This window comes from Desulfosarcina sp. (assembly GCF_033791525.1).
Taxonomy (GTDB): domain Bacteria; phylum Desulfobacterota; class Desulfobacteria; order Desulfobacterales; family Desulfosarcinaceae; genus Desulfosarcina.
Genome location: NZ_JASJGN010000389.1, coordinates 1 through 23,945 on the forward strand (window position 1 = coordinate 1; position 23,945 = coordinate 23,945).

General features: G+C 55.4%; 19 protein-coding genes. 15 read left to right on the plus strand and 4 right to left on the minus strand.

Annotated elements, in window-relative coordinates:
* Together QNK41_RS19035 and QNK41_RS19040 are read right to left on the minus strand one after the other, a co-directional pair.
* On the minus strand, positions 1-1,683 hold a 1,683-nt coding region (locus tag QNK41_RS19035), incomplete at its 3' end, for a sugar phosphate nucleotidyltransferase (RefSeq protein ID WP_319260173.1).
* A complete protein-coding gene (locus QNK41_RS19040; RefSeq protein ID WP_319260177.1) occupies positions 1,680-4,322 on the minus strand; it encodes a 1-acyl-sn-glycerol-3-phosphate acyltransferase in 2,643 nt (880 codons plus the stop codon). The genes QNK41_RS19035 and QNK41_RS19040, both read right to left, overlap by 4 nt.
* 343 nt (positions 4,323-4,665) lie before the next feature.
* Between QNK41_RS19040 and QNK41_RS19045 the strand changes: the two genes are divergently transcribed.
* Entirely contained in the window at positions 4,666-4,947 is a 282-nt protein-coding gene (locus tag QNK41_RS19045) for a hypothetical protein (RefSeq protein ID WP_319260180.1), read from the plus strand.
* Positions 4,948-5,233: 286 nt separating this feature from the next.
* Here the strand turns inward: QNK41_RS19045 and QNK41_RS19050 are convergent, their stop codons facing one another.
* Entirely contained in the window at positions 5,234-6,415 is a 1,182-nt protein-coding gene (locus QNK41_RS19050; RefSeq protein WP_319260183.1) for a DUF1343 domain-containing protein, read from the minus strand.
* A 253-nt stretch (positions 6,416-6,668) separates the two neighbouring features.
* Here QNK41_RS19050 and QNK41_RS19055 point away from each other — a divergent pair, with 253 nt between their 5' ends.
* The 11 genes from QNK41_RS19055 (at position 6,669) to QNK41_RS19105 (ending at position 16,312) form a co-directional block, all read left to right on the plus strand.
* Positions 6,669-7,382, plus strand: coding sequence for a cobalamin biosynthesis protein CbiA (locus QNK41_RS19055; RefSeq protein WP_319260185.1), 714 nt, complete (start codon positions 6,669-6,671; stop codon positions 7,380-7,382).
* Positions 7,383-7,626: 244 nt separating this feature from the next.
* Positions 7,627-7,851 carry a ferredoxin family protein gene (locus QNK41_RS19060; RefSeq protein ID WP_319260188.1) on the plus strand — a complete coding sequence of 75 codons (225 nt, stop codon included), beginning with the start codon at positions 7,627-7,629 and terminating at the stop codon, positions 7,849-7,851.
* 22 nt (positions 7,852-7,873) lie between these two features.
* Positions 7,874-8,944, plus strand: a complete 1,071-nt coding sequence (gene vorB / locus QNK41_RS19065) for a 3-methyl-2-oxobutanoate dehydrogenase subunit VorB (RefSeq protein WP_319260190.1) — start codon at positions 7,874-7,876, stop codon at positions 8,942-8,944.
* A gap of 54 nt (positions 8,945-8,998) precedes the next feature.
* Positions 8,999-9,736, plus strand: a complete 738-nt coding sequence (locus QNK41_RS19070; RefSeq protein ID WP_319260193.1) for a thiamine pyrophosphate-dependent enzyme — start codon at positions 8,999-9,001, stop codon at positions 9,734-9,736.
* Positions 9,737-9,777: 41 nt separating this feature from the next.
* On the plus strand, positions 9,778-10,314 hold the full coding sequence (locus tag QNK41_RS19075) for a 2-oxoacid:acceptor oxidoreductase family protein (RefSeq protein ID WP_319260195.1): 537 nt from the start codon (positions 9,778-9,780) through the stop codon (positions 10,312-10,314).
* Between the two features lie 24 nt (positions 10,315-10,338).
* Positions 10,339-11,562 carry a histidinol-phosphate transaminase gene (gene hisC / locus QNK41_RS19080; protein ID WP_319260198.1) on the plus strand — a complete coding sequence of 408 codons (1,224 nt, stop codon included), beginning with the start codon at positions 10,339-10,341 and terminating at the stop codon, positions 11,560-11,562.
* Positions 11,538-12,209, plus strand: coding sequence for a (d)CMP kinase (gene cmk, locus QNK41_RS19085; RefSeq protein ID WP_319260201.1), 672 nt, complete (start codon positions 11,538-11,540; stop codon positions 12,207-12,209). Before hisC ends, cmk begins: the two co-directional genes overlap by 25 nt.
* Before the next feature lie 188 nt (positions 12,210-12,397).
* Positions 12,398-14,140 carry a 30S ribosomal protein S1 gene (locus QNK41_RS19090; protein ID WP_319260204.1) on the plus strand — a complete coding sequence of 581 codons (1,743 nt, stop codon included), beginning with the start codon at positions 12,398-12,400 and terminating at the stop codon, positions 14,138-14,140.
* Positions 14,141-14,353: 213 nt separating this feature from the next.
* Entirely contained in the window at positions 14,354-15,250 is an 897-nt protein-coding gene (gene sppA, locus QNK41_RS19095) for a signal peptide peptidase SppA (RefSeq protein WP_319260207.1), read from the plus strand.
* Positions 15,251-15,267: 17 nt separating this feature from the next.
* Positions 15,268-16,062, plus strand: coding sequence for a ParA family protein (locus QNK41_RS19100; RefSeq protein WP_319260210.1), 795 nt, complete (start codon positions 15,268-15,270; stop codon positions 16,060-16,062).
* Positions 16,022-16,312 (plus strand): hypothetical protein, encoded by a 291-nt coding sequence (locus QNK41_RS19105; RefSeq protein WP_319260213.1) that lies wholly within the window; start codon positions 16,022-16,024, stop codon positions 16,310-16,312. Before QNK41_RS19100 ends, QNK41_RS19105 begins: the two co-directional genes overlap by 41 nt.
* A 1-nt stretch (position 16,313) precedes the next feature.
* Here the strand turns inward: QNK41_RS19105 and QNK41_RS19110 are convergent, their stop codons facing one another.
* On the minus strand, positions 16,314-16,922 hold the full coding sequence (locus tag QNK41_RS19110; RefSeq protein ID WP_319260305.1) for an L-threonylcarbamoyladenylate synthase: 609 nt from the start codon (positions 16,920-16,922) through the stop codon (positions 16,314-16,316).
* Positions 16,923-17,311: 389 nt separating this feature from the next.
* On the opposite strand from QNK41_RS19110, the gene guaB reads away from it, so the two are divergent.
* From guaB to QNK41_RS19125, 3 genes are all read left to right on the plus strand, one after another.
* On the plus strand, positions 17,312-18,778 hold the full coding sequence (gene guaB / locus QNK41_RS19115) for an IMP dehydrogenase (protein WP_319260216.1): 1,467 nt from the start codon (positions 17,312-17,314) through the stop codon (positions 18,776-18,778).
* Between the two features lie 180 nt (positions 18,779-18,958).
* Positions 18,959-22,501 (plus strand): DNA polymerase III subunit alpha, encoded by a 3,543-nt coding sequence (gene dnaE, locus QNK41_RS19120; RefSeq protein WP_319260218.1) that lies wholly within the window; start codon positions 18,959-18,961, stop codon positions 22,499-22,501.
* 302 nt (positions 22,502-22,803) lie between these two features.
* Positions 22,804-23,940 (plus strand): DegT/DnrJ/EryC1/StrS family aminotransferase, encoded by a 1,137-nt coding sequence (locus QNK41_RS19125; RefSeq protein ID WP_319260220.1) that lies wholly within the window; start codon positions 22,804-22,806, stop codon positions 23,938-23,940.
* Positions 23,941-23,945 lie beyond the last annotated feature (5 nt).

Here is a 23,945-nt window from a genome sequence, read left to right on the forward strand (position 1 = left end):
ACCAATTTTTTTGGCAATGGCGGTCAGTTTGGGAAACGCCTTTTGATCAGCGGCGCGGATGTGGCCGGCCAGCATGCTGGCCGCAGAAGGAATCCAGTGTTCAAAGGCTTTTTTTTGTTTGATCCGGCTCAAGAACCCGAAGGCCCCCAGCATCTGAAGATTTCGGGTGACGGTGCAGTAGCGGTAGCCCCGGATGAACCGGTCTGGGGCGCATTTCCACAGCCGTGCCACCTGTTCGGCGGCATACCGCAAGAGTCGTCGTTGAAGGTCCGGGTTCAGGCCCGCATAGGGATCAATCAGCAGTGAGGCCAGGTCGTACTGGATCGGGCCGGTTCGCGCTCCCTGAAAGTCGATGAGATAGTGTCGGCCGTCATGAATCATGATGTTGCGGGATTGAAAGTCACGGTGAATCAAGCCGGTGAAGCCGTGGTCGATGGTGCGCGTGGCCAGGAGCTCAAATTCTGCTGCCAGGTCATCATAAGCGACCGCCAAATCCAGGTAGCCGTTTAAAAAGGCATCCACAAAGTAACGGCACTCCTTGTCTCGTATCAGCGGAAGGTCGTAGGCGGTGCTCTGGCAGGTCCAGCCCGGGTCAAAGCTGTCCGCGGCTTTTTTCGTCAGGTCGAAAAGGGTGTCGATGACCTGCCGGTAAAGCGTTTCAACGCCGCTGCCACCCGGTGCTTGTTGCACCATCTGCTGCAGATGGCAGTTCCCCAAATCTTCCAGGAACACCAGCCCACTGAAACCGTCGTGGGCGTGTATTCGGGGAACCGGCAGGCCGCAGGTGTCAAGGTGGGTGCCGATCCTGACGAATGCGTTGACTTCACTGCCCGGCAGAGTGGTGTTGATGCCGTGGTCTGCCAGGATCAACCGGTGTGGGCCGGCGGTCAGGCGGAACCAGCCACGATCGGAACCATCGCCGGTCAATTCACAGCTAAGGATGGCAGCCCCCCGATAATCGGGGAAGGCTGATTGGAATACGCCCGGGGCCATGGCATCCACCACCGCCTCCCGGTAGCGATCCGGACTTCCCATGTCCTGCCAGTAATGATTGTGAACCACATGGGCATGGATGGGTATGCCGTCGTCCAGCATCTGCCGGTAAACGAGAATGATATCGCTGAACCCGTCGTGGGGTATGCGCCGGATCATGCCGGCGTCCATGACGTGAATGCCGGTAAAGGCCATTTTACGGTGGCGGCCAGGGTCCGCCAGGCTCGAAAAACGCTCGAAACCGGCGATTCGATTCTGCTCATCCACCCACACCTGGTTGAAGGGGGGATGGTCATGCATGACCAGCGTTACCTGACCGCCACGCATTCGGTGGCGGCGATAAACGTCAGCCAGCTCGATGTCGGTGACGATATCCGCATTGATCACCATGAACGGGTCGTCGTCCCAATAGCCAGCCAGGTGGCGGATAGCGCCTCCGGTGCCTAAAATTTCCGGCTCAACGCTCAGGGTCACAGGCATTCCAAAATCGTTTTCCGCCAGATAGGACTGGATATGATGGGCCAGGTGGTGGGCGTTTACGGCAACAGCGGTGCAGCCGGCGCGTTTCAGGTTGCCCAGCATTCTTCCCAGTACCGGGGTGCCGGCAACCGGGAACAGGGCCTTTGGAAATGTCCGGGAGTGGGGTGCCAGCCGGGTGCCGAACCCTGCAGCCAGAATCAGTGCTTTCATGGGCCTAACAGATTCAAATAGTTCAGGATGAGTGTTTCGTAATGAGAGATGGCCGCCTCATTTTCATGATTTCTGATGCCGTTGGTGGAAAAATAGCTCAGGCCGTTGGCATAATTGACCTTGGAAACCGATTCGATCAGTTCGATCTCCTTGTTTTTTATCATCTGGAGGCCCATGCTCTGAATTTTCTTGAGTTTGTCCTTGGTCTCCATTTTTTCCTTGCGGTTGGTTCTCAGAAAATGGAGCGCCACCTTATAGGATTGGAAATAAGGCTTTAAAAAGGCGGCAAACAGCTTCAATTTCCGATATCCCGATGAGGTGATCTGGTAACTATCGGGGATAGTCTGGTGGGGCATGAGCATCGCGTCATCGATAAATGATTTGATGGTTTTTCTCACATAATGTACCGGCGGTCGATCCAAATCAAAGGCAAACTCATATTTGAAAAAATCCTGTAAAAAATGGTACTCATTGTGCAATTCGGCGGCATTGAACTGGAAAGCATCCTTTTTCAGAATGGCCAGTGCGGTAAAAGCAGCCGGTACGAAATAGGAAATGCAGTTGTTTTTGTAAAATTCCAGCAGTGATCGTTTGGCAACGTTTACTGTGTAGTCGGCCTGATCTTCCGGCAGGTCCTTGTCTCCGGGCGCTTTTTCAAGCAGTTTGCGCGACAGGTAGCGGTCGATGGCATATTCCATGGCACCGTCCGGGTTGAGAATTATCGTGTCTGCCAGCTTGGCGTTTTGGGCAGTGGCGAAGGTCAGGTAAGCATTCACCGCTTCCATCAGTTCCTCTTGGGTGAAGCGGGGCTTGGAAATATTCAAGGCGGCGGCGGCCACCAGCCCGTGGGGTGTGACTACGGTCTGCTTGTCGATGGCGTTGATTATCCGCCAGCCCAGATTCCGGCACAGTGCATTCACATCTTTTTGGGCCATCCGGTCGATTGGCACCGGGGAGTCAGCCAGCAGATCACGGGTAGAGATAGGGTCGTGGAAGTTGATATAGATTTTCCCGTAACGTTTTTTCAAAAAACGCCGGGCACGGATCACCTGACCGAGGTTCTCATCTTCTTTTTTCCCGCCTTCCACTTCGTGAACGTAGGCGTGTTCTTCGACAATCCGGTCATAGCCGATGTAAACGGGAACGAAGATCATATCTTCGCAGGCGCCATTGCGGTAGGCACCCAGCAGGATCGATATCATCCCCAGTTTGGGAATGAGCAGTTTGCCGGTTCGGCTCCTTCCCCCCTCGATGAACAGCTCGATATGAAAGCCCTCTTCCAAGAGTTTATGAATATAGGCGGAAAAGACCCGGGCATAAAGCACCGCCCCCCTGAAGGTCCGTCGCAGAAAAAAGGCTCCCCCTCCTCGAAAAATAGGGCCCAGCGGCCAGAAAGAGAGGTTCTTACCTGCGGCAATATGCGGGCAGGGCATGTTATTCTGGTAAAGCACGTAGGACAGGATTAGATAGTCGATATGGCTCTTGTGGCAGGGCATGAGGATCAGCGGACCTTTTCTGGAGATGGCCTTGACCCGTGCCAGGCCGGCCCGGTCGATGACGGCCCCGTCGAACATGGAGTTGATGATCCACCCCACCACCGATGACATGATGCGGATCACGGTTGGGCTATAGCGTGCGGCGATTTCATCCAGATAACCGTCTGCTTTTTTTCGGATTTTATAGATGGGCTCCTGTCGGGATGCGGCATGTTTTTTAATGAAATTTCCCATCCGGTCGCCGGTGAGGATGGATTCTTTCAGCTCTTCGTTGGATTTCAAGATCGGTCCGGTGATACTCTGCCGGTGACGGTTGTTCTTCAACAGGAGCTTGCGTCGCAGCTGAAGCGCCTGATAATCGATGGTTTTATCCGGTTGTGCGGATTGGCTGAGCCACTGCTGCAGGTTCAGCGGCTGGGAAAGCTCCACAAAAATTTTACCAGGATACCGAATCAGGGTGACGATCTTTCGGACCACTCCCGGACGTTGTGACGTGCCGAAAAAAGAGTCCACTAAACCGGGAACGGCAGGCAGGGGCTTCTTGCCGAAAAACATCAGCTGGGGAACCAGGTAGATAGGCCTGTCAATCTCTTTTTGCATCTGGATCAGGTAACTCAGCGGATCGGTTTTCTCCTTGACGAACCGGCGATAATACCCTTTTTTTTCAACCAGAGAGAGTAAGCCACAACCCGATTCTAAAAGGGCACGTTTGTAGTAACCACTGCGATAGGGGTCCTGGATCCGGTGCCGTTGAACCAGCTCATCCAGGTAGGCCAGGCAGATGCGGAATACCCGCGACAGCGGCTGCCAGAAATAGATGTCGAAATCGAAGGCCAGTTGCGGCACCGGCAGGCGCAATTGTCGATACCGGGTATGGGCAAAGAGAAATTCGAAGCGGCTCTTATATTTGGTTGTATAGACGACGATAGCCCCATCGGGGATGTTATTAATGATGTCCGCCTGTTCACCGCCCATGAAAACCCCTGAGAACAGGCGATTCAGAAAAAAAGCCGAGATGGTCCCGGTCGGTGATGGCAGAAAACAGAAATAGTGGTCGAGTGAATGCCTAAGCAGCCGGTTGATCCACTCGTGAATCTTCAGCACAATTGAAGCAATCAGGTGTTTTTTTGGATTGTTTATCATTTGAGAATGGTAGATTCCAAGAAGGCTGGACGTTGATGATATTTAAAAAAAATAACAGAAGCCTTGACCCTTTGCAACGCCATATTCAACGGAGAAAAATATGCTTGCGCTGCTCCGGCTTCTATGTTATTTCCATAATACTTGATAGCGTCACCGCCAGGTTGCTATCTAATTGAAATCCCATTGATATTCTAAAATACACGCAGCGTTCGACAACCGCCGGAGAAAACGAAGATAATTGCCAAGCACGTCGAGCCATCGCAGCGTCATGTGCACGGATGGATCGATGAATCCATTTTAAACTGTCTAACTCAAAAAGGTTAAAGAAGGAGGATGATTTTCTATGAAAACGTTAATTGGTGGAGCAGTGGCAGCAGTCTTAGGCTTGATCGGTCTGTCGGTGTGGTTTGGTGAATTTCTTCAACTTCTGGCCGGCGCGATTCCGGTGATGCTGTTGCTCGGCGGCGGTCTTGCTCTCTATCTGGGGTTCGATGAACTCAAAGATACCTGGAAAAAAGACGACAGTTCCGCTGATGACGTCGCCGCCGATGACGATGCCGAGAAGTACAAGAAAGAGATTGACGAACTCAAGAAAGAGATTGAGACGTTGAAAACCGAAAAATAAATACGCCTACCTTCCGAAATTTGAATGTTGCCCCGAACGGCTTGCCGGTCGGGGCTTTTTATTTGTACCCAAACTGAGCGATTCACCTTTCTCGAAGAAGGTCGATTGGTAACGATCACGGTTGGGTACCATCGATTGTTGTCTTCAAAAAGTGAAACCCATTGGGTTTGCCGATCTTTATCCGCCTCAGGCGGATCACCACATCTTCGGCGTTAGCTATCGCCGCGCATAGTCCACTATAGCGCAACGACATCTGCCTTGAATCTGCGGCAACCTCGACAATCGCTCAGTTTGGGTTGTAGATATATATCGTTTCAAGCATTTTCGTGTATGCCGATAGGGACGCTTCCCAGCCCGAAATGATCTCCGTCAACGGCGTTCCTGCTTCGATCTGAAGCCTGATCTGGCGGTCACCAAGTATCAAGTCCATGGGCAGTCGGTTGTATTCGTACTCGTAAGGTGGCTGCTTGTAGGCAAAGCGGTCGGGCCAGCATTGGTATATGGCCTGATAGCATGCCAGTGACAGGGCGTAGGGTGAATAGACACCCGGGTCAATGATATGGATTTGAAACCCTTTGCACGGATGCCCCCCCCATTTGTTAGACGTGGGCTCGAATTCAACGGGCCTGAGCACGACCCCGCTCAACAGCCTCGTGTCGATCTTCTCCATCAGTTGCTCGGGCGCTAAAAACGGCGCCCCAAACAGCTCGAAGGGTTGGGTGGTGCCCCGGCCTTCCGAGATATTGGTGCCTTCCCAGATCACCTGGCCCGGGTAGACCATGGCGGACGCCGGTGTGGGCAGGTTGGGCGACGGCGCCACCCAGGGCAGGCCGGTCTGGCTGAACGTCATCGCTCTTTTCCAGCCTCGCATGGAAACTACCTCGAGGTCGCAGCCGATGCCAAAGCGGGTGTTGAACAGGACCGCCAGTTCGCCGATGGTCAGGCCATGGCGCATGGGGATGGGGTAGCGGCCCACGAAAGAGGTACAATCGGGGACCAGCAGATTTCCTTCCGCCCGAAGCCCGCCCAACGGATTGGGCCGATCCAGGACGATGATCTTTTTATGGTATTGCCGTGCTGCCTCCATGCAGTGGGAGAGGGTGTAGATGAAGGTGTATACCCGGGTTCCCACATCCTGAAGATCCACCAGCATGACGTCTATGGGGTCCATCATGGAACGTGTGGGAATGCGGGTGTCTCCGTAAAGGGAAAACACCGGCAAGCCGGTCACCGGATCCAACCGGTCGGCGGATTCGATCATATTATCCTGCCTTTCCGCGTAAAAGCCGTGCTGGGGGGAATACAGGGCTTTTAGCTGACCCGGAAAGGCCCGTCGAATCCGTTCACGGGCATGCGTGTAACGGCTGTCCACCGATGCCGGATTGCACAGCAATCCGATACGCTGGTGTTTCAATGACGCGGGAGGCGAATCGGAAAATAGGTCGAGACCGGTCTTAACCGCTGTCATCTGGATCGATCCTTTGCTGGGATGGTGTTCACAGCGAATAGCGCCATTGTCTTTTAGCACAACCCATCAGCCAGTAAAAGGCGAAATCCATCGACAGGCCCAAATCCCTTGACACAGCCGGTTTTTGAAAATATGTAATTCATTTCTCGTTTTGTACTACCGAAAACAGGCCGCATGATTCCGATATCTTCTGGTGTGCATACGCCACTTGCCGGACGGCGATGTCAACGATTAACAAGGGGCCCATTGTCAGTTGGAACTTGAACTCAGCGGTATCGTGATCATTGTCGGCGCATACGGCAGCGGAAAAACCGAGGTGGCCATCAACCTCGCCGTTCACATGAATGCAAAGGGAACAGCGGTTCGGTTGGCCGACCTAGATCTGGTCAATCCCTATTTCAGGATCCGGGAAGCCCGCCAGGCGCTGCGACGCCTTGGCATCGACGTGGTGCTGCCGCCCGCCCGGTATATGCAGGCAGACCTGCCCATCCTTACGCCCGAGGTGTCCGGCATGCTGAGACATCCGTCGGGGCTGACCCTGCTGGATGTGGGGGGAGACGACGTGGGGGCGACGGTCCTGGCCGCGCTTGCCGATGCAATGGAGGGGAAAACGCTGCAGGTGCTTCAGGTGATCAATCCCAATCGCCCTTACACGGATACGGTAAGTGGCTGCCTGAAAATGCGCGAAGCGATCGAGGCCAAGGCGAGGATGACGATCACCGGCATCATTGGCAATGCCAACTTCATGGAAAAGACCACCGAACAGGATATACTGGCGGGGTACGCATTTTCCAAAAACGTGGCTGAGGCCGCCGACATACCCCTTGTGTTCATCACCACACCGGCGGCACTGTTGACCCGGCTTGACAAAAAGGATATCCATTGCCCGGTGCTTGCGCTGAGGCGGCAGTTGGTGCCACCCTGGAGGCAGGCTGATACCTTGGGCGCATCGGGGTCAAACGGCTGAACCGCAATGGCGCGTGCATTGCCCGTCGCTTGTTGGCGCGAAGCAAAAATCCCGCTTATCGGGGTCGGAGCGAAGCAGAGATACCGAGCATCGGTGCCGCGGGGAGGGCTCAATCTGCCAAAAGGGCATCACGACCGCCCTGACGCAGCACGCGACCAACCACCGGCATGCCGGCCATCCAAAGGCACGGCATCGCCGCATTTCCAATGGAACACGGTTCCATCGCGATAAGGAGCAGGTATTCATGGCGTATCAACACAACATCGAAAAGAACCGCTGCAAAGGCTGCGGCCTGTGCATCACCGTATGTCCAAAAAATGTTCTGGAAATTTCTCCCGATGTGAATGCGAAAGGCTACTACCCGGCATTTCAGGCGCGTCCGGACGATTGCATCCACTGCACCATGTGCTGCATCATGTGCCCGGATGTGGCCATAACCATCAAAGAAACCGAAGAACCGAACGCCTAAGGGCGGTAAATGGAGGAGTACCATGGCAAAGGTATTGATGAAGGGAAATGAGGCCATCGGTGAAGCAGCCATCAGGGCCGGTTGCCTGAACTACTTCGCCTATCCCATCACCCCGCAGTCCGAAGTGGCGGAATATCTGGTCCGTCGCATGCCGGAGGTCGGGGGTGTTTTTCTGCAAGGGGAGAGCGAGGTGGCTGTGGGCTACATGATTTTTGGGGCCGCCGGAGCCGGTGAACGGGTCTTTACCACCTCCTCCAGTCCGGGAATCAGCCTCATGAGCGAAGCCATCAGCTACATTGCCGCGGCCCAGTGCCCGGCTGTCTTTGTGAACATCATGCGCGGCGGACCAGGGTTGGGCGGTATTTTGCCTTCCCAGGCGGACTATCTTCAGGCCACCAAGGGCATCGGCCACGGCGACTGCCGCCTGCTGGTGATGGCGCCGGCCAGCGTTCAGGAGGCCGTCGAAATGGTCATGAAAGCCTTTCCCCTGGCTGAAAAATACCGCAATCCGGTGATGATTCTGGGCGACGGCCTCATCGGGCAGATGATGGAACCGGTGGAATTCCCCGACCATCTAAAAACGGAGCCTACCAACAAGGATGCATGGGCCACCAACGGAATGGATCACCGCAAGGCCAACACCCGCAATCTGGTCAAATCCCTGTTTTTGGACCCGGTTCAGCTCAACGACAACAACCTGGCCCTGAAAGCCAAGTATGACCGCATGCGTGCCGAAGAGGTGATGTCCGAATCCTACCATACCGACGGCGATTACAAGGGGCTCATCGTCAGCTACGGCACGATGAGCCGGGTGTGCCGCACGGCCATCGACATGTTGGCGGCCGACGGCATCGACGTGGGTATGGTCCGCCCCCAGACGGTCTTTCCGTTTCCTGAACAGGCCGTTGCGGAGGCAGCGAATAAACCGTCGTGCACCCACGTGCTGAGCATCGAGATGAGCATGGGCCAGATGATCGAGGATGTGGAGCGCAGCGTCCAGGGGCGGGTTCCGGTCAGCTGGTACGGCAAGTGTGGCGGTGATATCCCGACCCCCGAAGAGGTCATCGACGTGGTAAAGGAACGTATCGCCTGATCGACGCGCAATCCCCAACGAATTTCAGGCTCACAAGCAAGGAGTATAGCTAAAATGGGAAAGACGTTTAAAAAACCGGAGTCCCTCTCCGATGCCCACACCCACTACTGTCCGGGATGCACCCACGGCGTGATCCACCGGCTGGTGGCCGAGACCATCGACGAACTGGGCATCCGCGGTCGCACGGTGGGCATCGCCCCCGTCGGCTGTGCCGTGCTGGCCTACAACTACTTCAACTTTGACTTTCAGGAGGCGGCCCACGGCCGTGCACCTGCCATGGCCACGGGCATCAAGCGGGTGCGACCCGATCTGATGGTATTCACCTATCAGGGTGACGGTGACCTGGCCAGCATCGGCATGGGCGAGATCATCCACGCGGCTAACCGGGGCGAAAAATTCACCACTATTTTCGTCAACAACGCCATCTACGGGATGACTGGCGGCCAGATGGCGCCCACCACCATGCCGGGGCAGCGAACCAGTACCTCCCCCTTCGGCAGAAATGTCGACGAGGTGGGCATGCCCATCAAGATGGCTGAGCTGCTGGCTGCCCTGCAGACACCGGCCTACATCAGCCGCCAGACCGTGATCAAGCCAAAATATATCACAAAAGCTAAAAAAGCGATAAAACAGGCGTTTACCTATCAATTAGAGAACAAATGCTTCAGCCTTGTCGAGTTGGTCAGCACCTGTCCCACCAACTGGGGGATGACTCCGGTTCAAGCAGTGGAATGGACCGAAAAGACGTTGCTGGCATACTACCAACCGGGGGACTACAAAGTTCCGGCATGACGAGAGGATCAGCCATGCTGGACGGGACTGAAGGAGGCACAATGCAGAGCGAAATTATGTTCGCCGGGTTCGGAGGACAGGGCATACTCTTAATCGGCAAGGTTCTTGCGCATGCCGCCATGGAGGAGGGCTACGAAGTGGCATGGGTTCCTTCCTACGGGCCTGAGATGCGGGGCGGAACGGCCTATTGCACGGTGGTGATCAGCGACCGGCCCATCGGTTCACCGATCATTAAAAACCCGCTTCACCTGGTGGCCATGAACGGCCCCTCCCTGGAAAAATTTGCCCCGACGGTTAAAAAAGACGGCATAATCTTCATCAACAGTTCGCTGATCGCCTTCGGGGCGAACCGTGATGATGTGGATGAACTGCGTGTGCCGGTGGTGGACATCGCCAAAGACCTGGGAAGCGTCAAGGCCGCCAACATCGTAGCTCTTTCTGCCTTCGTGAGCCGAAGCGGCATCGTTCCCATGGAAACGCTGAAAAACTGTATAAAAGAAGAGTTCAGTAAAAAACCCAAATTGATCCCCTTGAACATGGAGGCGGTGGCTGCCGGTGAGAAAGCCGCCCGGAAATAGACCCACTCCACGCCGTGGGGTCCTGTGGCATGTTGCCATGCATGCATCAACGGCTGGGCCGAGCGCCTGGCTGTTTTTTTCGACTGGTGGTGGACCATGAAGTTGACCATTCCCGATTACATTAAGGCCATCGAGCCCTATGTTCCCGGCAAGCCGCTTGAGGCCCTGGAGCGAGAATACGGCATCAGCGATTCGGTCAAGCTGGCTTCTAACGAAAACCCCTTGGGACCTTCTCCCAAGGCCTTGGCGGCCATCCGGAACGGGTTGTCCGCGCTTCACCGTTACCCGGACGGTGCCGGTCACTTGCTGACCCACAAGATCGCCGACGCCAACGGCATTTTGCCGGCAAATGTGGTGATCGGAAACGGTTCGGACGATATTATCGCCCTGATGGTGCGTGCCCTGATACGGCCCGGTGACCGGGTGATCGTGCCGCGCCCTTCATTTCTCATGTACGCCATTGCGGCCAGCACCGCCGGTGCCGTGGTGGAGAGCGTGCCACTTAAAGCCCTGGCCATGGATCTTGACGCCATGGCCGAACGGGTGACCGCCGACACCCGATTGGTTTTTGTGTGCAACCCCAACAACCCAACCGGCACGGTTGTCACCCAGAAGGCCTTTGACCGTTTTATGGCCCGGTTGCCGGACGATGTGGTCGTGGTTGTGGATGAGGCCTATATTGAGTTTGCCAGAAATTCCAATTGTCTGAAAACCGGTCAGCCGTCTGACCTGAACCGCCCCTTGGTGACCTTGCGCACATTCTCCAAGGTGTATGGTCTTGCCGGGTTGCGGGTGGGGTACGGCATTATGCCGGCTTCACTGGCTGAGCTTCTCAACCGGGTTCGGCCGCCCTTTAATGTCAATAGCATGGCTCAGGCTGCGGCCGCTGCGGCCCTTGATGACCGGTCTTTTCTGCAGCAGACGGTAGCGCTGATCCACCAGGGACTGGGCGACCTGTATGAGGCATTGGACAGGCTGGGCCTGACCTATTTTAAAACCGAGGCCAACTTTTTTCTCATCGATGTTGGGCAGCCGGCGGATGTTGTGTTTGAACACATGCTGCGGCAGGGGGTGATCGTAAGGTCCATGCGTGCCTACGGATTCCCCACCTACATCCGCGTCAACGTTGGGCTTGACTCGGAAAACCGGCGTTTTCTGCGTGCACTGGAAACGGTTCTTTCCCTAAAAGACCATCCAAAGCGGATTCGCCCAGGTAACGCCAAATGGTCAATCAACCGATGCTGCTGATAACTATCGACGGACCTGCCGGTGCCGGAAAGACCACGGTCAGCAAAATGCTGGCCCGGGGACTGGAGTACCGATACCTTGATACGGGGGCCCTGTATCGGGCCGTCGCCTTTGGAGTCCGTGCGGCCGGTATCCGACCGGACGATGATCAAGGGCTTGGTGGTGTCTGTGATACATTGCGGCTCAGCGTTGAGTGGAACCGTCTGGTTTTGAATGGTGTGGATATTACCGGTCAGATCCGTTCTCCGGAGATCAGCATGCTGGCGTCTGCCGTGTCGGCCCGCCCGGTGGTGAGACACGCACTTTTGGGAATTCAGCGGGACATGGGACGGAGCGGGGGCCTGGTGGCCGAGGGCCGCGACATGGGAACAGTGGTCTTTCCCGAAGCCGATCTCAAATTTTTTCTGGATGCCACGGCTCGACAGCGGGCGCTCCGACGCTTTGAGCAATACGACCAAGGAAATGGTCAGACCCTCGAGCAGATCGAGCAGGATATCCGCCGCAGGGATCAAAATGACAGCAGTCGTGATCTTGCGCCGTTGAGGCCGGCTGACGACGCGGTTATCATTGATTCGACGACCATGACCGTCCAACGGGTGGTCGATTTGATGATGGTGCGTGTCCGCAGGATAATCGAACTGTCCTGACCCCGGGCCTGACAATGGCTTTTTATCATCCGGGCCGCTCGACGATTCCCTACCGAGGGCGATCATGGCCGCCACCATAAATAAATCATTGCATTTTGCCTGTCGCTTCTGTATTGTCTTCAGGCTATACTGCATGTGCAAGTGTTGGCAGTAAAATTAAAAGAGGCTAAGGGGGTAATCATCAGTCAATGGACAACTTTTTAGACAACGAATCAACTGAAGAACCAATCGAGAAAGACAGTGTTACCGGTGAAAGCATGGCTGAGCTCATGGATCTGTATGAGGAAAGCTTCAAACGCTTTGCCGAAGGTGAGGTGGTCAACGGAAAGATCATTTCAGTGGACAAAGACCACGTCTTGGTGGACATCGGCTACAAATCCGAAGGCCAGATTCGCATCCGGGAATTCGAAGTGGATGGTGAAGTCAGTGCCCAAGTGGGCGACACCGTCGAAGTGATGGTGGAGTGGTGGGACGACGAGAATGAAGTGGTTGTTCTATCCAAGGAAAAAGCCGAGAAGGTCAAGGTCTGGGACGACATCAAGAAACGCCACGAAGCCGATGAAACCATCACCGGAACCATCACCAATCGCGTCAAGGGTGGCTTTTCCGTGGATATCGGCCTTCAGGCATTTCTGCCCGGATCACAGGCGGATCTTCGACCCATTCGCAACCTGGATGAAATGGTCGGCAAGGAATTCGAGTTCAAGATTCTGAAATACAACCGCAAGCGCAGCAACATCGTTCTTTCCAGAAGGGTGCTTCTGGAAGAAGAGCGTGAAAGCAAACGGGCCAAGACCCTGGCCACCATCCACGAAGGCAAAGTGGTCTCCGGCATCGTCAAGAACCTGACCGAATACGGCGTGTTTGTCGACCTCGGCGGCGTGGACGGATTGCTGCACATCACCGATATCTCCTGGGGTCGGGTCAAGCACCCGTCCGAGCTGTTCAGCGTGGGCGATCAGATCGATGTCAAGATCCTGAGCCTGGACCTGGAGCGTGAACGCGTTTCTTTAGGTATGAAGCAACTTAGTGAAGATCCCTGGGCCAGCGCCATCGACAAGTACCCGGTGGGTTCGCGTATCAGCGGCAAGGTGGTGAGCCTGACCGATTACGGCGCCTTTGTCGAGTTGGAAGAAGGAATCGAAGGCCTGATTCACGTATCTGAAATGTCTTGGACGCGCAAGGTCCGCCATCCCTCCAAGGTAGTCTCCGTGGCCGAGATCGTGGATGCCCTGGTGCTGGATATCAAGCCGGAAAACCGGCGGATTTCCCTGGGAATGAAGCAGGCTGCGCCCAATCCCTGGGATGTGATCAGCGACAAATATCCGGTGGGTACGACCATAGAAGGCAAAATAAAGAACATCACCGACTTCGGCCTGTTCATCGGGATCGATGAAGGTATCGACGGACTGGTCCATATTTCAGACATCTCCTGGACCAAGCGCATCAAGCATCCCTCCGAAATCTACAAAAAGGGAGACGTCATTCAGGCCATCGTTCTCGAGATCGACAAGGGTCAGGAGCGATTTTCCCTGGGCATCAAACAGCTGCAGGCCGACCCGTGGGATACGGTTGCCGAGCGCTATGAGGTGGGCAAGGAAATCACCGGTACCATCACCAATGTAACCGATTTCGGTGTCTTCGTCGAACTCGAGGAGGGGATCGAAGGGCTGGTGCATGTTTCCGAGATCAGCAAAGAGAAGATCAAAACCCCGGTAGGCCAGTTTGAAGTGGGACAGGTGATGACCGCCAAGGTCATGAACATTAATAGTGAAGAGCGGCGCATCGGTCTCTCCATCAAACGGCTCGATATGGAAGATGGCCAGGAGCTGCTGACCGAGTATGTCACCAACATGGGACCGGTAACCTCCAGTTTCGGCGAAATCCTTCGCGAGAACCTGCAGGAAAAACTCAACAACGACGAACAATAAATCCATTGACCCAAATCATGAATGCCGGCGGTTTGCCTGAAAGGCCCGCCGGCATTCATCTTCATGAACCGACAGGCACCGTTTACCCGGCCACTGCCGTCCGCTCCGTCTTTTTCGACCTGCCTTCTCTATTCTTTGCCCATGGTCCACTGATTGCGCCGGCCGAGGCTTTTTCGATCTTGCCTAAGCCTATACCGAAAGAAGGAACCCGCCATGTTTACTAGACGCCATCCCTACCTTTTTTTCCTACTGGTTTCTTTTTCCATTTTTTCGAGTCTTGTGCTGGGTGTCATGGCCATGGTGGCCTGGATGGGCGGGGGGGCCGGTGATTTCGACGGCGAGGCGGTGGGGGTAGTTGAAATTGAAGGGGTCATTGCCGATGCACGGGATACAATCGAGCACATCCGCCGGTTCCGTGAAGATGAAGACATCAAGGCCATCGTGATCCGCATCGATTCCCCTGGCGGTGCCGTGGGGCCGTCTCAGGAAATTTACCGAGAGATTCGAAAAACAGTTGAAACCAAAAAGGTTGTGGCCTCCATGGGTGCGGTTGCCGCCTCCGGCGGTTACTACGTGGCTTGTGCGACCGACGGCATCGTGGCCAACCCAGGTACGATTACCGGCAGCATCGGGGTCATCATGGGATACACCAACTTTCGGCAGCTGTTGGACAAGATCGGTATGGTGCCCGTGGTTATAAAGAGCGGACCTTACAAGGATACCGGGTCGCCAACACGGGAAATGCGGGACGACGAACGTGAAATCCTGCAGTCCATTACCGGCAACATTCACGAACAATTTGTCACGGCCATTGCCGAGGGTAGAAAAATGGACCGTGCCCAAGTGGAACAGGCCGCCGACGGGCGAATTTTCACTGGTGAAGATGCCAAGGCCCGGGGGTTGGTGGACCGTCTTGGCAACTTTGAAGATGCCCTTGAATGGGCCGGAAAATTGGGCGGTATTGATGGTGAAGTGGTCCCGGTTTATGCCCGCGACGAAAAACTGTCGCTGCTTCGCTACCTGATGTCCTCTTCCCTATCCGATTGGATGTCCACGCTGATTCACCCCGGCATCTATGCCGAATACCGGTACCTACCTGTAGGGCCGTGATCCGAAAAGGAAGGCGTATGCGAATCATCGCGGTGGCCATGGCTAAGGGGGGTGTGGGGAAAACCACGACAGCTGTCAACCTTGCCCACGGGCTGGCCCTGGCGGGCAAGCGGGTGCTGCTCGTCGATTGCGACACCCAGGCGCAGACCACGACCTTCCTCGGTGTTGCGCCTCCCCACGGACTGTATGAGTTCATTACCGGTCACGACGGCAACGGCAGGACGATCTTAAAGAAAGAGGCCATTCACTCGGCCCGCAACAATCTATGGGTGCTGGCCGGTGGGATTAAGCTGGTGGAGCTTAAAAACTGGTTGGGCGAGCAGCCTCGTGAACATCGGCATGCCATATTGCACAAGAGCCTGACACCGAAAAACAACGGGCTGGATTACCTGATTTTCGACTGTGCCCCGGGGTGGGATGTCCTGAGCGTAAATATCCTCATGGCCGCCAAGGAGGTGCTGTGCCCGGTGGCCCTCCAGGGCCCTGCCTTGGAGGGTCTTAAAACCTTCTTCGGATACCTGGTCTCTGTCCAGCAAATGAATAAATCTCTTCGGCTTAAGTATATCCTGCCCACGATGTTCGACCGCCGCACCCGTCAGAGCCACGACATCTACAACCGGCTCAGGCGTCTTTTCCGCAAACAGATCTGCGATCCCATCCACCACAATGTCCGTTTGTGCGAGGCGCCGGTGGTCGGGCAGAGCATCTTCGAATTTGCCGACAGCGCATCGGGTGCAAAAGACTATCGAAAGTTGGCAGAAAGGTTGATCAATGACGGCATCAGACAACAAGACCATCCCCGATTTCTTTGACGAAAAACGAATGGATCCGGTATCTGTGGCCACCGGACGCCCGGCATCCAAATCGGCGGTTCCCAAAAGAAAGGCCGGTTTTTATTTTTCAGAGGCCCTGTTGGACCGGTTTACCCGCAAATTCCATCAGTTGAAGCTCGACGGGGTGCCTGTAGAAAATAAATCGGTTCTGGCCGAAATGGCCCTTCACTTTGCGCTTGACGACATGGACCGGGGAGAGGCCAGCCAACTGCTCAAACGATTAGACTGACCTATATGAACAGGCTGACATCCCCCAATCCTTCACGGATGATTTCAGGTACATCCTGCTCCAGGGAGACCACGCTGGAGGGCATGCCCGACACTGGACCCCCGTCGATCACCGCATCCAGTCTTGACCCGAAGTGATCGTTGATCAGGGAGGCGTCGTGAAAGACATCACCGTCGGGTGCGGTGGCACTGGTTGATATCACGGGGTTGCCCAAGGCATCTACCAGGGCGAGACAGATGTTGTTGGCAGGAACACGAATGCCGGCGGTTTTGCGTTTGGTGAGCATGATCTTGGGGACCAGTTTGGATCCTGTCAAAATGAAGGTATAGGGACCGGGGAGTAGCCGTCTCATGGTTTTATAGGCATAGTTGGAGACTTTGGCATACTGGCTGATGTTTTTCAGATCGGCGCAGATGAAGCTGAAGGGTTGATTTTTATTGCGTTGTTTCAGTTGGTAGATTCGTTCAATGGCCCGTTTGTTCAGGATATCGCATCCGATGCCGTAGTAGGTGTCGGTGGGATAGGCGATCAGCCCGCCGTTTTTCAATATGTCCGCCACCCGATTGATCAGTCGTTGCTGGGGATTGTCTGGATTGATGGTGAACAGCATGGCGGCGTTCAGGCTCCAGTTGGGAAAAAGTGTGAGGACAACGTCCATGCCGATGGGACAGGTCCAATGGCCGATTTCGTCTGACTTCGGCACGCTCCATTTATAACAAAGAGCACAACTTATTACGGCCTGACGGGGGTGTCAAGCAGCCAAATAAAGATTGATAAAGCCCCCTTCATTTGTTAGTTTGATCGCTCAATCGGTTTCCGGTCCGATGTTAATTTGGTCCGCATTAAAAAGGGTCTATCGCCTTTAGGCCGAAACCTTTACGACCACCGTCTTTTAGGCCTTTTTTTGGCCCTTCATAGGGCCAATCGGTCTGCCGGCGGGGGTCACCCAATATCACCACCGCCGACCCGGCCAACTTCCATTTGGATGCGGAGGATCCCATGACCAACCTGATCGCAGAGGAAGCCTATTCCTTTGATGATGTCCTGCTGGTGCCCAGCTATTCCGATGTTCTTCCCAAGGATGTCGATACCCGAACTCGCCTGACCCGTGAATTGACCCTGAACATTCCCATCGTCAGCGCTGCCATGGATACGGTCACCGAAGCACAGACGGCCATCACCATGGCCCGTGAAGGCGGGATCGGATTCATCCACCGCAATATGAGCGTCAAACACCAGGCCATGGAAGTGGACCAGGTTAAAAAATCGGAAAGCGGCATGATCGTAGACCCGTTGACTATCGGCCCAGACCGGCCTATCGAAGAAGTGATGAAACTGATGGCTCACTATCGCATCTCCGGGGTTCCGGTGACCCGGGGCGAGCAACTGGTGGGCATCGTCACCAACCGTGATTTGCGCTTCGAAACCGACATGACCAAAAAGGTCAGCGACGTCATGACCAGTAAAAAACTGGTAACGGTGAACGAAGGCATCAGCCTGGAGGAATCAAAGGAGATGCTCCAGGCGCACCGCATTGAAAAGCTGCTGGTGGTGGACAAAAACGGACGGTTGACCGGTTTGATTACCATCAAGGATATCGAGAAGATTAAAAAATACCCGAATGCCTGCAAGGATGCCATGGGACGGCTGCGGGTAGGTGCTGCCATCGGTGTGGGCGAAGACATGATGCCCCGGGTAGAGGCTCTGCTCAAGGCCGGCGCCGACGTCATCGTCATCGATACCTCTCATGGCCATTCGGGCAACGTCATCCGGGCTGTCAAGCGTCTGAAGGGGGATTTCCCCGCCATTCAACTCATTGCTGGCAATGTCGGTACTGGTGAAGGCGCCCAGGCGCTGGTTGATGCCGGCGTGGATGCGGTCAAGATCGGCATCGGCCCGGGATCCATCTGCACCACGCGCATCGTGGCCGGTATCGGTGTGCCCCAGATCTCCGCCATTATGAACTGCCGGGAGGTGTCGGAAAAGACGGGGGTCCCCCTGGTGGCTGACGGTGGCATCAAGTTTTCCGGAGACATCACCAAGGCCATCGGTGCCGGCGCCCATACCATCATGGTCGGCGGCCTGTTCGCCGGGGCCGAGGAGAGTCCGGGGGAAACTATCCTGTTCCAGGGCCGAAGCTACAAGGTATATCGGGGCATGGGATCCCTGGAAGCCATGAAACAGGGCAGTAAGGACCGCTATTATCAGACCGAACAGGAAACCGACGACAAACTGGTGCCCGAGGGCATCGTCGGCCGGGTGCCCTACCGGGGAACCTTGTCCGCGAACATCCACCAGCTCATTGGCGGGCTCAAGGCCGGCATGGGCTATGTGGGCTGCCGGACCATCGAAGAACTTCGCCAAAACGCGCGTTTTGTGAAGATCAGCGCCGCCGGCATGCGTGAAAGCCATGTTCACGACGTAATCATCACCAAGGAAGCGCCCAACTACCGGATGGAAAATTAACTGGGTGACCATCCAGAAAGGACATCTTTCGGCACAGGCCGGCGTTCTACCATCCTTGAAATCCTCGACGTCGCCCACTGCTACGCCTGCGGTTTCAAGGGTGCTGCGGTTTTGGGTTGAACCACAATCTTACTATTTCTGGATGGACATTACCCCAACTGAGCGTTTCAATCATAAATCATGACCCAGACATCTACTAATTTTGTCCATCTGCACGTCCATACCCAGTACAGCCTGCTGGACGGGGCCATCCGACTGGAGGACCTGTTCAAAAAAGTGAAAGCCTTTGGTATGCCGGCGGTAGCAATCACCGACCACGGCACCATGTTCGGCGCGCTGGATTTCTACCAGCAGGCTACCTCTGCCGGCATCAAACCCATTATCGGTTGCGAATGCTACGTGGCCCCGCGAACGCTTGCCGACAAAACCCCCCTCGATCGGGATGGCACCCGTCACATGGTGCTGCTGGCCGAAAACCAGCAGGGGTACCGCAACCTGTGCAAGTTGGCCACCGTCGGTCAGATGGAAGGCTACTACTACAAGCCACGGATCGACAAGGCATTGCTCGCCGCCCACGCCGAAGGCCTCATCGCGCTGTCCGCCTGTCTCAAAGGGGACGTCCCCCAATATATTCTGGCCAACCAGATGGACAAGGCCGAGGAAGCGGCCCGGAACTACCAGCAGATCTTTGGAGAAGGGAATTATTTTCTGGAATTGCAGAACAACGGGATTCCGGCCCAGGAAAAGGTCAACCAGGGCCTGGTTGAGCTCAGCGGCAAGCTCGGTATTCCGCTGGTGGCCACCAATGATTGCCACTACCTGAATCAGCAGGACGCCAAGGCCCATGAGATTCTCCTGTGCGTCCAGACCCAGAAGACCATGGCCGATACCGACCGGTTCGTTTTCGATTCCAATCAGCTCTATTTCAAATCCCCCGAGGAGATGAAAGGTTATTTCGCCGATTATCCCGGAGCCTTAGACAATACCGTCGCCATTGCCGACCGCTGCTACATCGAGTTCGACTTCAAGACCTATCACTTCCCTCAGTTCGATCCCGAATCAAAAAAATCGGCCGATGAGCTGTTCGACGAACAGGTGCGCGAGGGATATGAGCGCCGCATGGCGGTGGTGCGCAAGAAAAAGGCGGACCTGGACGAAACGGTCTATCGCCAACGCCTGGAATACGAACTCAAGACCATCAAAGAGATGGGCTTTCCCGGTTATTTTCTCATTGTCGCCGACTTTATCCGCTTCGCCAAGGAAAACGGCATCCCGGTGGGACCCGGCCGTGGCTCTGCCGCCGGCAGCCTGGTCTCCTTCGCCCTGAACATCACCGACCTGGACCCTATCGAGCACGGTCTGATCTTTGAGCGTTTTTTGAACCCGTCACGTATCAGCATGCCTGACATCGACGTGGATTTTTGCATCCACGGACGGGAACGGGTGTATAACTATGTGGTCGAACGTTACGGCGGCGGTGATTATGTGGCCCAGATCATCACCTTCGGCAAGATGAAAGCCAAACTGGTGATCCGGGATGTGGGACGGGCCCTGGGACTCCCACTGGCGGAGGTGGATACCATTGCCAAGCTGATTCCAGACAGTTTGAAGATGACCATCGACAAGGCCCTGAAGGAAGAACCCAAGCTGGCCCAGATGGTGGCATCGGATCCGCGCATCGCTGAATTGATTGAAATCAGCAGGGCCCTGGAAGGGCTTTCCCGCCACGCTTCCACCCATGCGGCCGGAGTGGTTATCGGCGACAAGCCACTGGTGGATTACCTGCCCCTGTACAAGGGGAAAAAAGGGGAGGTGGTCACCCAGTTCGATATGAAAAAGGTCGAGGATATCGGGCTGGTGAAATTCGATTTCCTGGGTCTACGCAACCTGACCGTCATCGACCACGCGTTGAAAAGCATCACCGCCCAGGGGAAGACCGCACCGGACCTGTCCGACCTGCCCTATGATGACGAAAAAACATTTGCCCTGCTCCAGGCCGGGGACACCACCGGCGTGTTTCAGCTGGAATCCAGCGGCATGAAGAACCTGCTGGTCCGCCTGCATCCAGAATCCTTTGACGACCTCACCGCCCTGGTCGCGCTGTATCGTCCCGGCCCGTTGGACAGTGGTATGGTCGACGATTTTGTGGACCGTAAACACGGCCGCAAGAAGGTTGTCTACCCGGTGGCCTGCCTGGAACCGATCCTTCAGGAAACCTACGGGGTGATGGTCTATCAGGAGCAGGTCATGCAGGTGGCCGGCGAGCTGGCCGGTTATTCCATGGCCGATGCGGACAGTCTGCGCAAGGCCATCGGCAAGAAGATTGAAGCCTTGATGGCCAAACACCGGGAGAAGTTCGTCAACGGTGCGGTAAAAAACGGAGTGGACAAGACCATTGCCACCGATCTGTTCGACCTGATCGAAAAATTCGGTGGCTACGGCTTCAATAAATCCCACAGCGCTGCCTATGCGCTGATTGCCTACCAGACGGCTTATCTCAAAGCCCACTTTCCCGTCGAGTTTATGGCGGCCCTGCTCACCAGCGAAATCGACACCATCGACGGTGTGGTCAAGTTTATCAACGAGTGCCGCAGCCACAGCATTGAAGTGCTGCCGCCGGATGTCAACGAGAGCAGTACGGTGTTCACCGCTGTCGGCGGCCGCATCCGCTTTGGCCTGGCAGCGGTTAAAAATGTGGGTGAGGCTGCGGTTGACCTGATTATCAAGGAGCGTGAAGACAATGGTCAATTTTTATCGCTCTTCGATTTCCTCCAGCGGGTGGATTTGACCAAAGTGAACAAGCGGGTGCTGGAGAGCCTGATCCGATGCGGGGCACTGGATTTCACCGGAGTATACCGTTCCCGCCTCATGGCGGTGCTGGAAGAGGCGCTGGATTACGGTCAGCGCATTCAGCGGGAAAAGAACAGCGCCCAGATGAGCCTTTTCGACACCGTTACCGGAGAAGACCTGGCCATCAACCAGCCGGCCATTCCTGCCATCGACGAATGGGATGATCGGGATAAACTCCAGCAGGAAAAAGAGACCCTTGGCTTTTATGTCACCGGCCACCCGTTGGACCGGTACAAGAATACACTGGAAAAATTCACCAACGTGGATGCCCTCAGCATCCGGGAAGTGGCCGACAAGAGCGCTGTGCGCATCGGCGGCACCATCAGCAGTTCCAAGGTGATCCGCACCCGCAAGGAAGAGCTGATGGGATTTGCCACGGTGGAGGACTTGAACGGGACCGTGGAAGTGGTGATCTTTCCTTCCATATATGCAGGCTGTGCCGATCTGCTCTCATCGGATACCCCTGTCCTGGTGCAGGGTCAGGCCCAGGTGGAGGAGAATGGGGTAAAGATTCTTGCTGATGCCATCATTCCCATGGACCGGGCTGAAGCAACCTGGACCGTGGAGGTGCGGCTGATGGTGGATCCCGAGATCACGGACCGGGAAACCCTGACACAGGTCCATCGGACGCTGCGGCGATACCCGGGCTCTTGTAAAGGGTTCGTACACATTTGCCTCAAGGATCAGGCAGAGGCAGTCGTTTCCATGGCCGATGATGTGCGCATCCAATGCTGCGAGGCCATGACCCGCGAGGTCAACGGCATTTTCGGCTATGCCGCCGTGCAGACCCGCTGCAGCGACGCCGCCAGCGCCATGAAACACAGTGGCCTCAATGGGCGCCGGAACAATGGCCGACAATTTTCCAGGAACTGATCTTGGATGACTATCTCGATATCTTAATCCTGAAATAGACAGTAAATAACAATAGCCAAAAACCAAATGACAAATAAATCACAATAACCAAATTCAAAATTCCAAACAATGCGATCTTGGTGAAAGGGCATTCCAATCATCAATATTGGAGGATTCAAAATGACAATCAATAGTTGGTTTTTGCCCCTGTTTGAGATTTTGATATTGTAATTTGGAATTTATTTGAGATTTGTTTTTTGTAATTTTTTGTTTCCGCTTTATCCTGGTTATGTTTTCCGAGGTAAATTAAAAGGACGATTAATATGCATGTCCCACTGCTGGATCTTAAAGCCCAATACCGGACCATTAAGGATCGAGTCCTGGAAGTTACCCAACAGGTTTTCGAAAGCCAGTATTTTATTCTGGGCCCCCAGGTGGAGGCGCTGGAGAAAAAAATCGCCGGCTACTGCCAAACCGGCCATGCGGTGGGGGTCTCATCGGGAACGGACGCGCTGGTATTGTCTCTGATGGCGGCAGGGATCGGGCCGGGAGACCGGGTGATCTCCACGCCGTACACCTTTTTCGCCACGACCGGTGCCATCGCCAGGGTGGGGGCCACGCCGGTTTTCGTCGACATCGACCCGGACACCTACAATCTTTCTGCGGACAAACTCAACGCCGCCGTGGCGGCCATGTCTGAAGATGATTTGAAATCGGTCAAGGCCATTGTCCCGGTTCATCTTTACGGGCAGTGCGCCGATATGGATCCCATTCTGGATGTGGCTGCGATCCACGGGTGGGTGGTCATCGAAGATGCCGCCCAGGCCATCGGTGCTGAATACAAGGGCAGACGGGCAGGCAGCATGGGCGACTACGGGTGTTTCTCCTTCTTCCCGTCCAAGAATTTAGGGGCCTTCGGTGACGGTGGCATCGTGACGGCCGGCGATCCGCAGGTCAACGAGCGGCTGAAAATCCTGCGGGTTCACGGCGCCAAACCCAAATACATTCACAAGGTGGTGGGTGGCAATTTTCGTCTCGACGCCTTGCAGGCGGCCATCGTGGCCGTCAAACTGGACTACCTGGACGGTTGGACCACTGCGCGCCAAAACAATGCGGCTCGCTACCGGAAGATGTTCGCATCGGCCGGGCTGACGGACCGCGTCCACCCGCCGGTGGAAAAAGAGAACCGCCACATCTACAATCAGTTTGTCATCCGGGTCGACACCGGCCGGGACGACCTGCGGGCCGATCTCGGGGAGCAGGGGATCGGAACCGAGGTGTACTACCCGGTTCCCATGCATCTGCAGGAATGCTTTGCGGGCCTGGGCTGTCAAGCCGGTGATTACCCCGTTTCCGAACAGGCCGCCAATCAGACCCTGGCCCTGCCCATCTACCCGGAGCTCACCGAATCCCAGCAGGCCTACGTGGTCGAGAAAATCGATGCGTTTTTCAACCGTTAGGATGG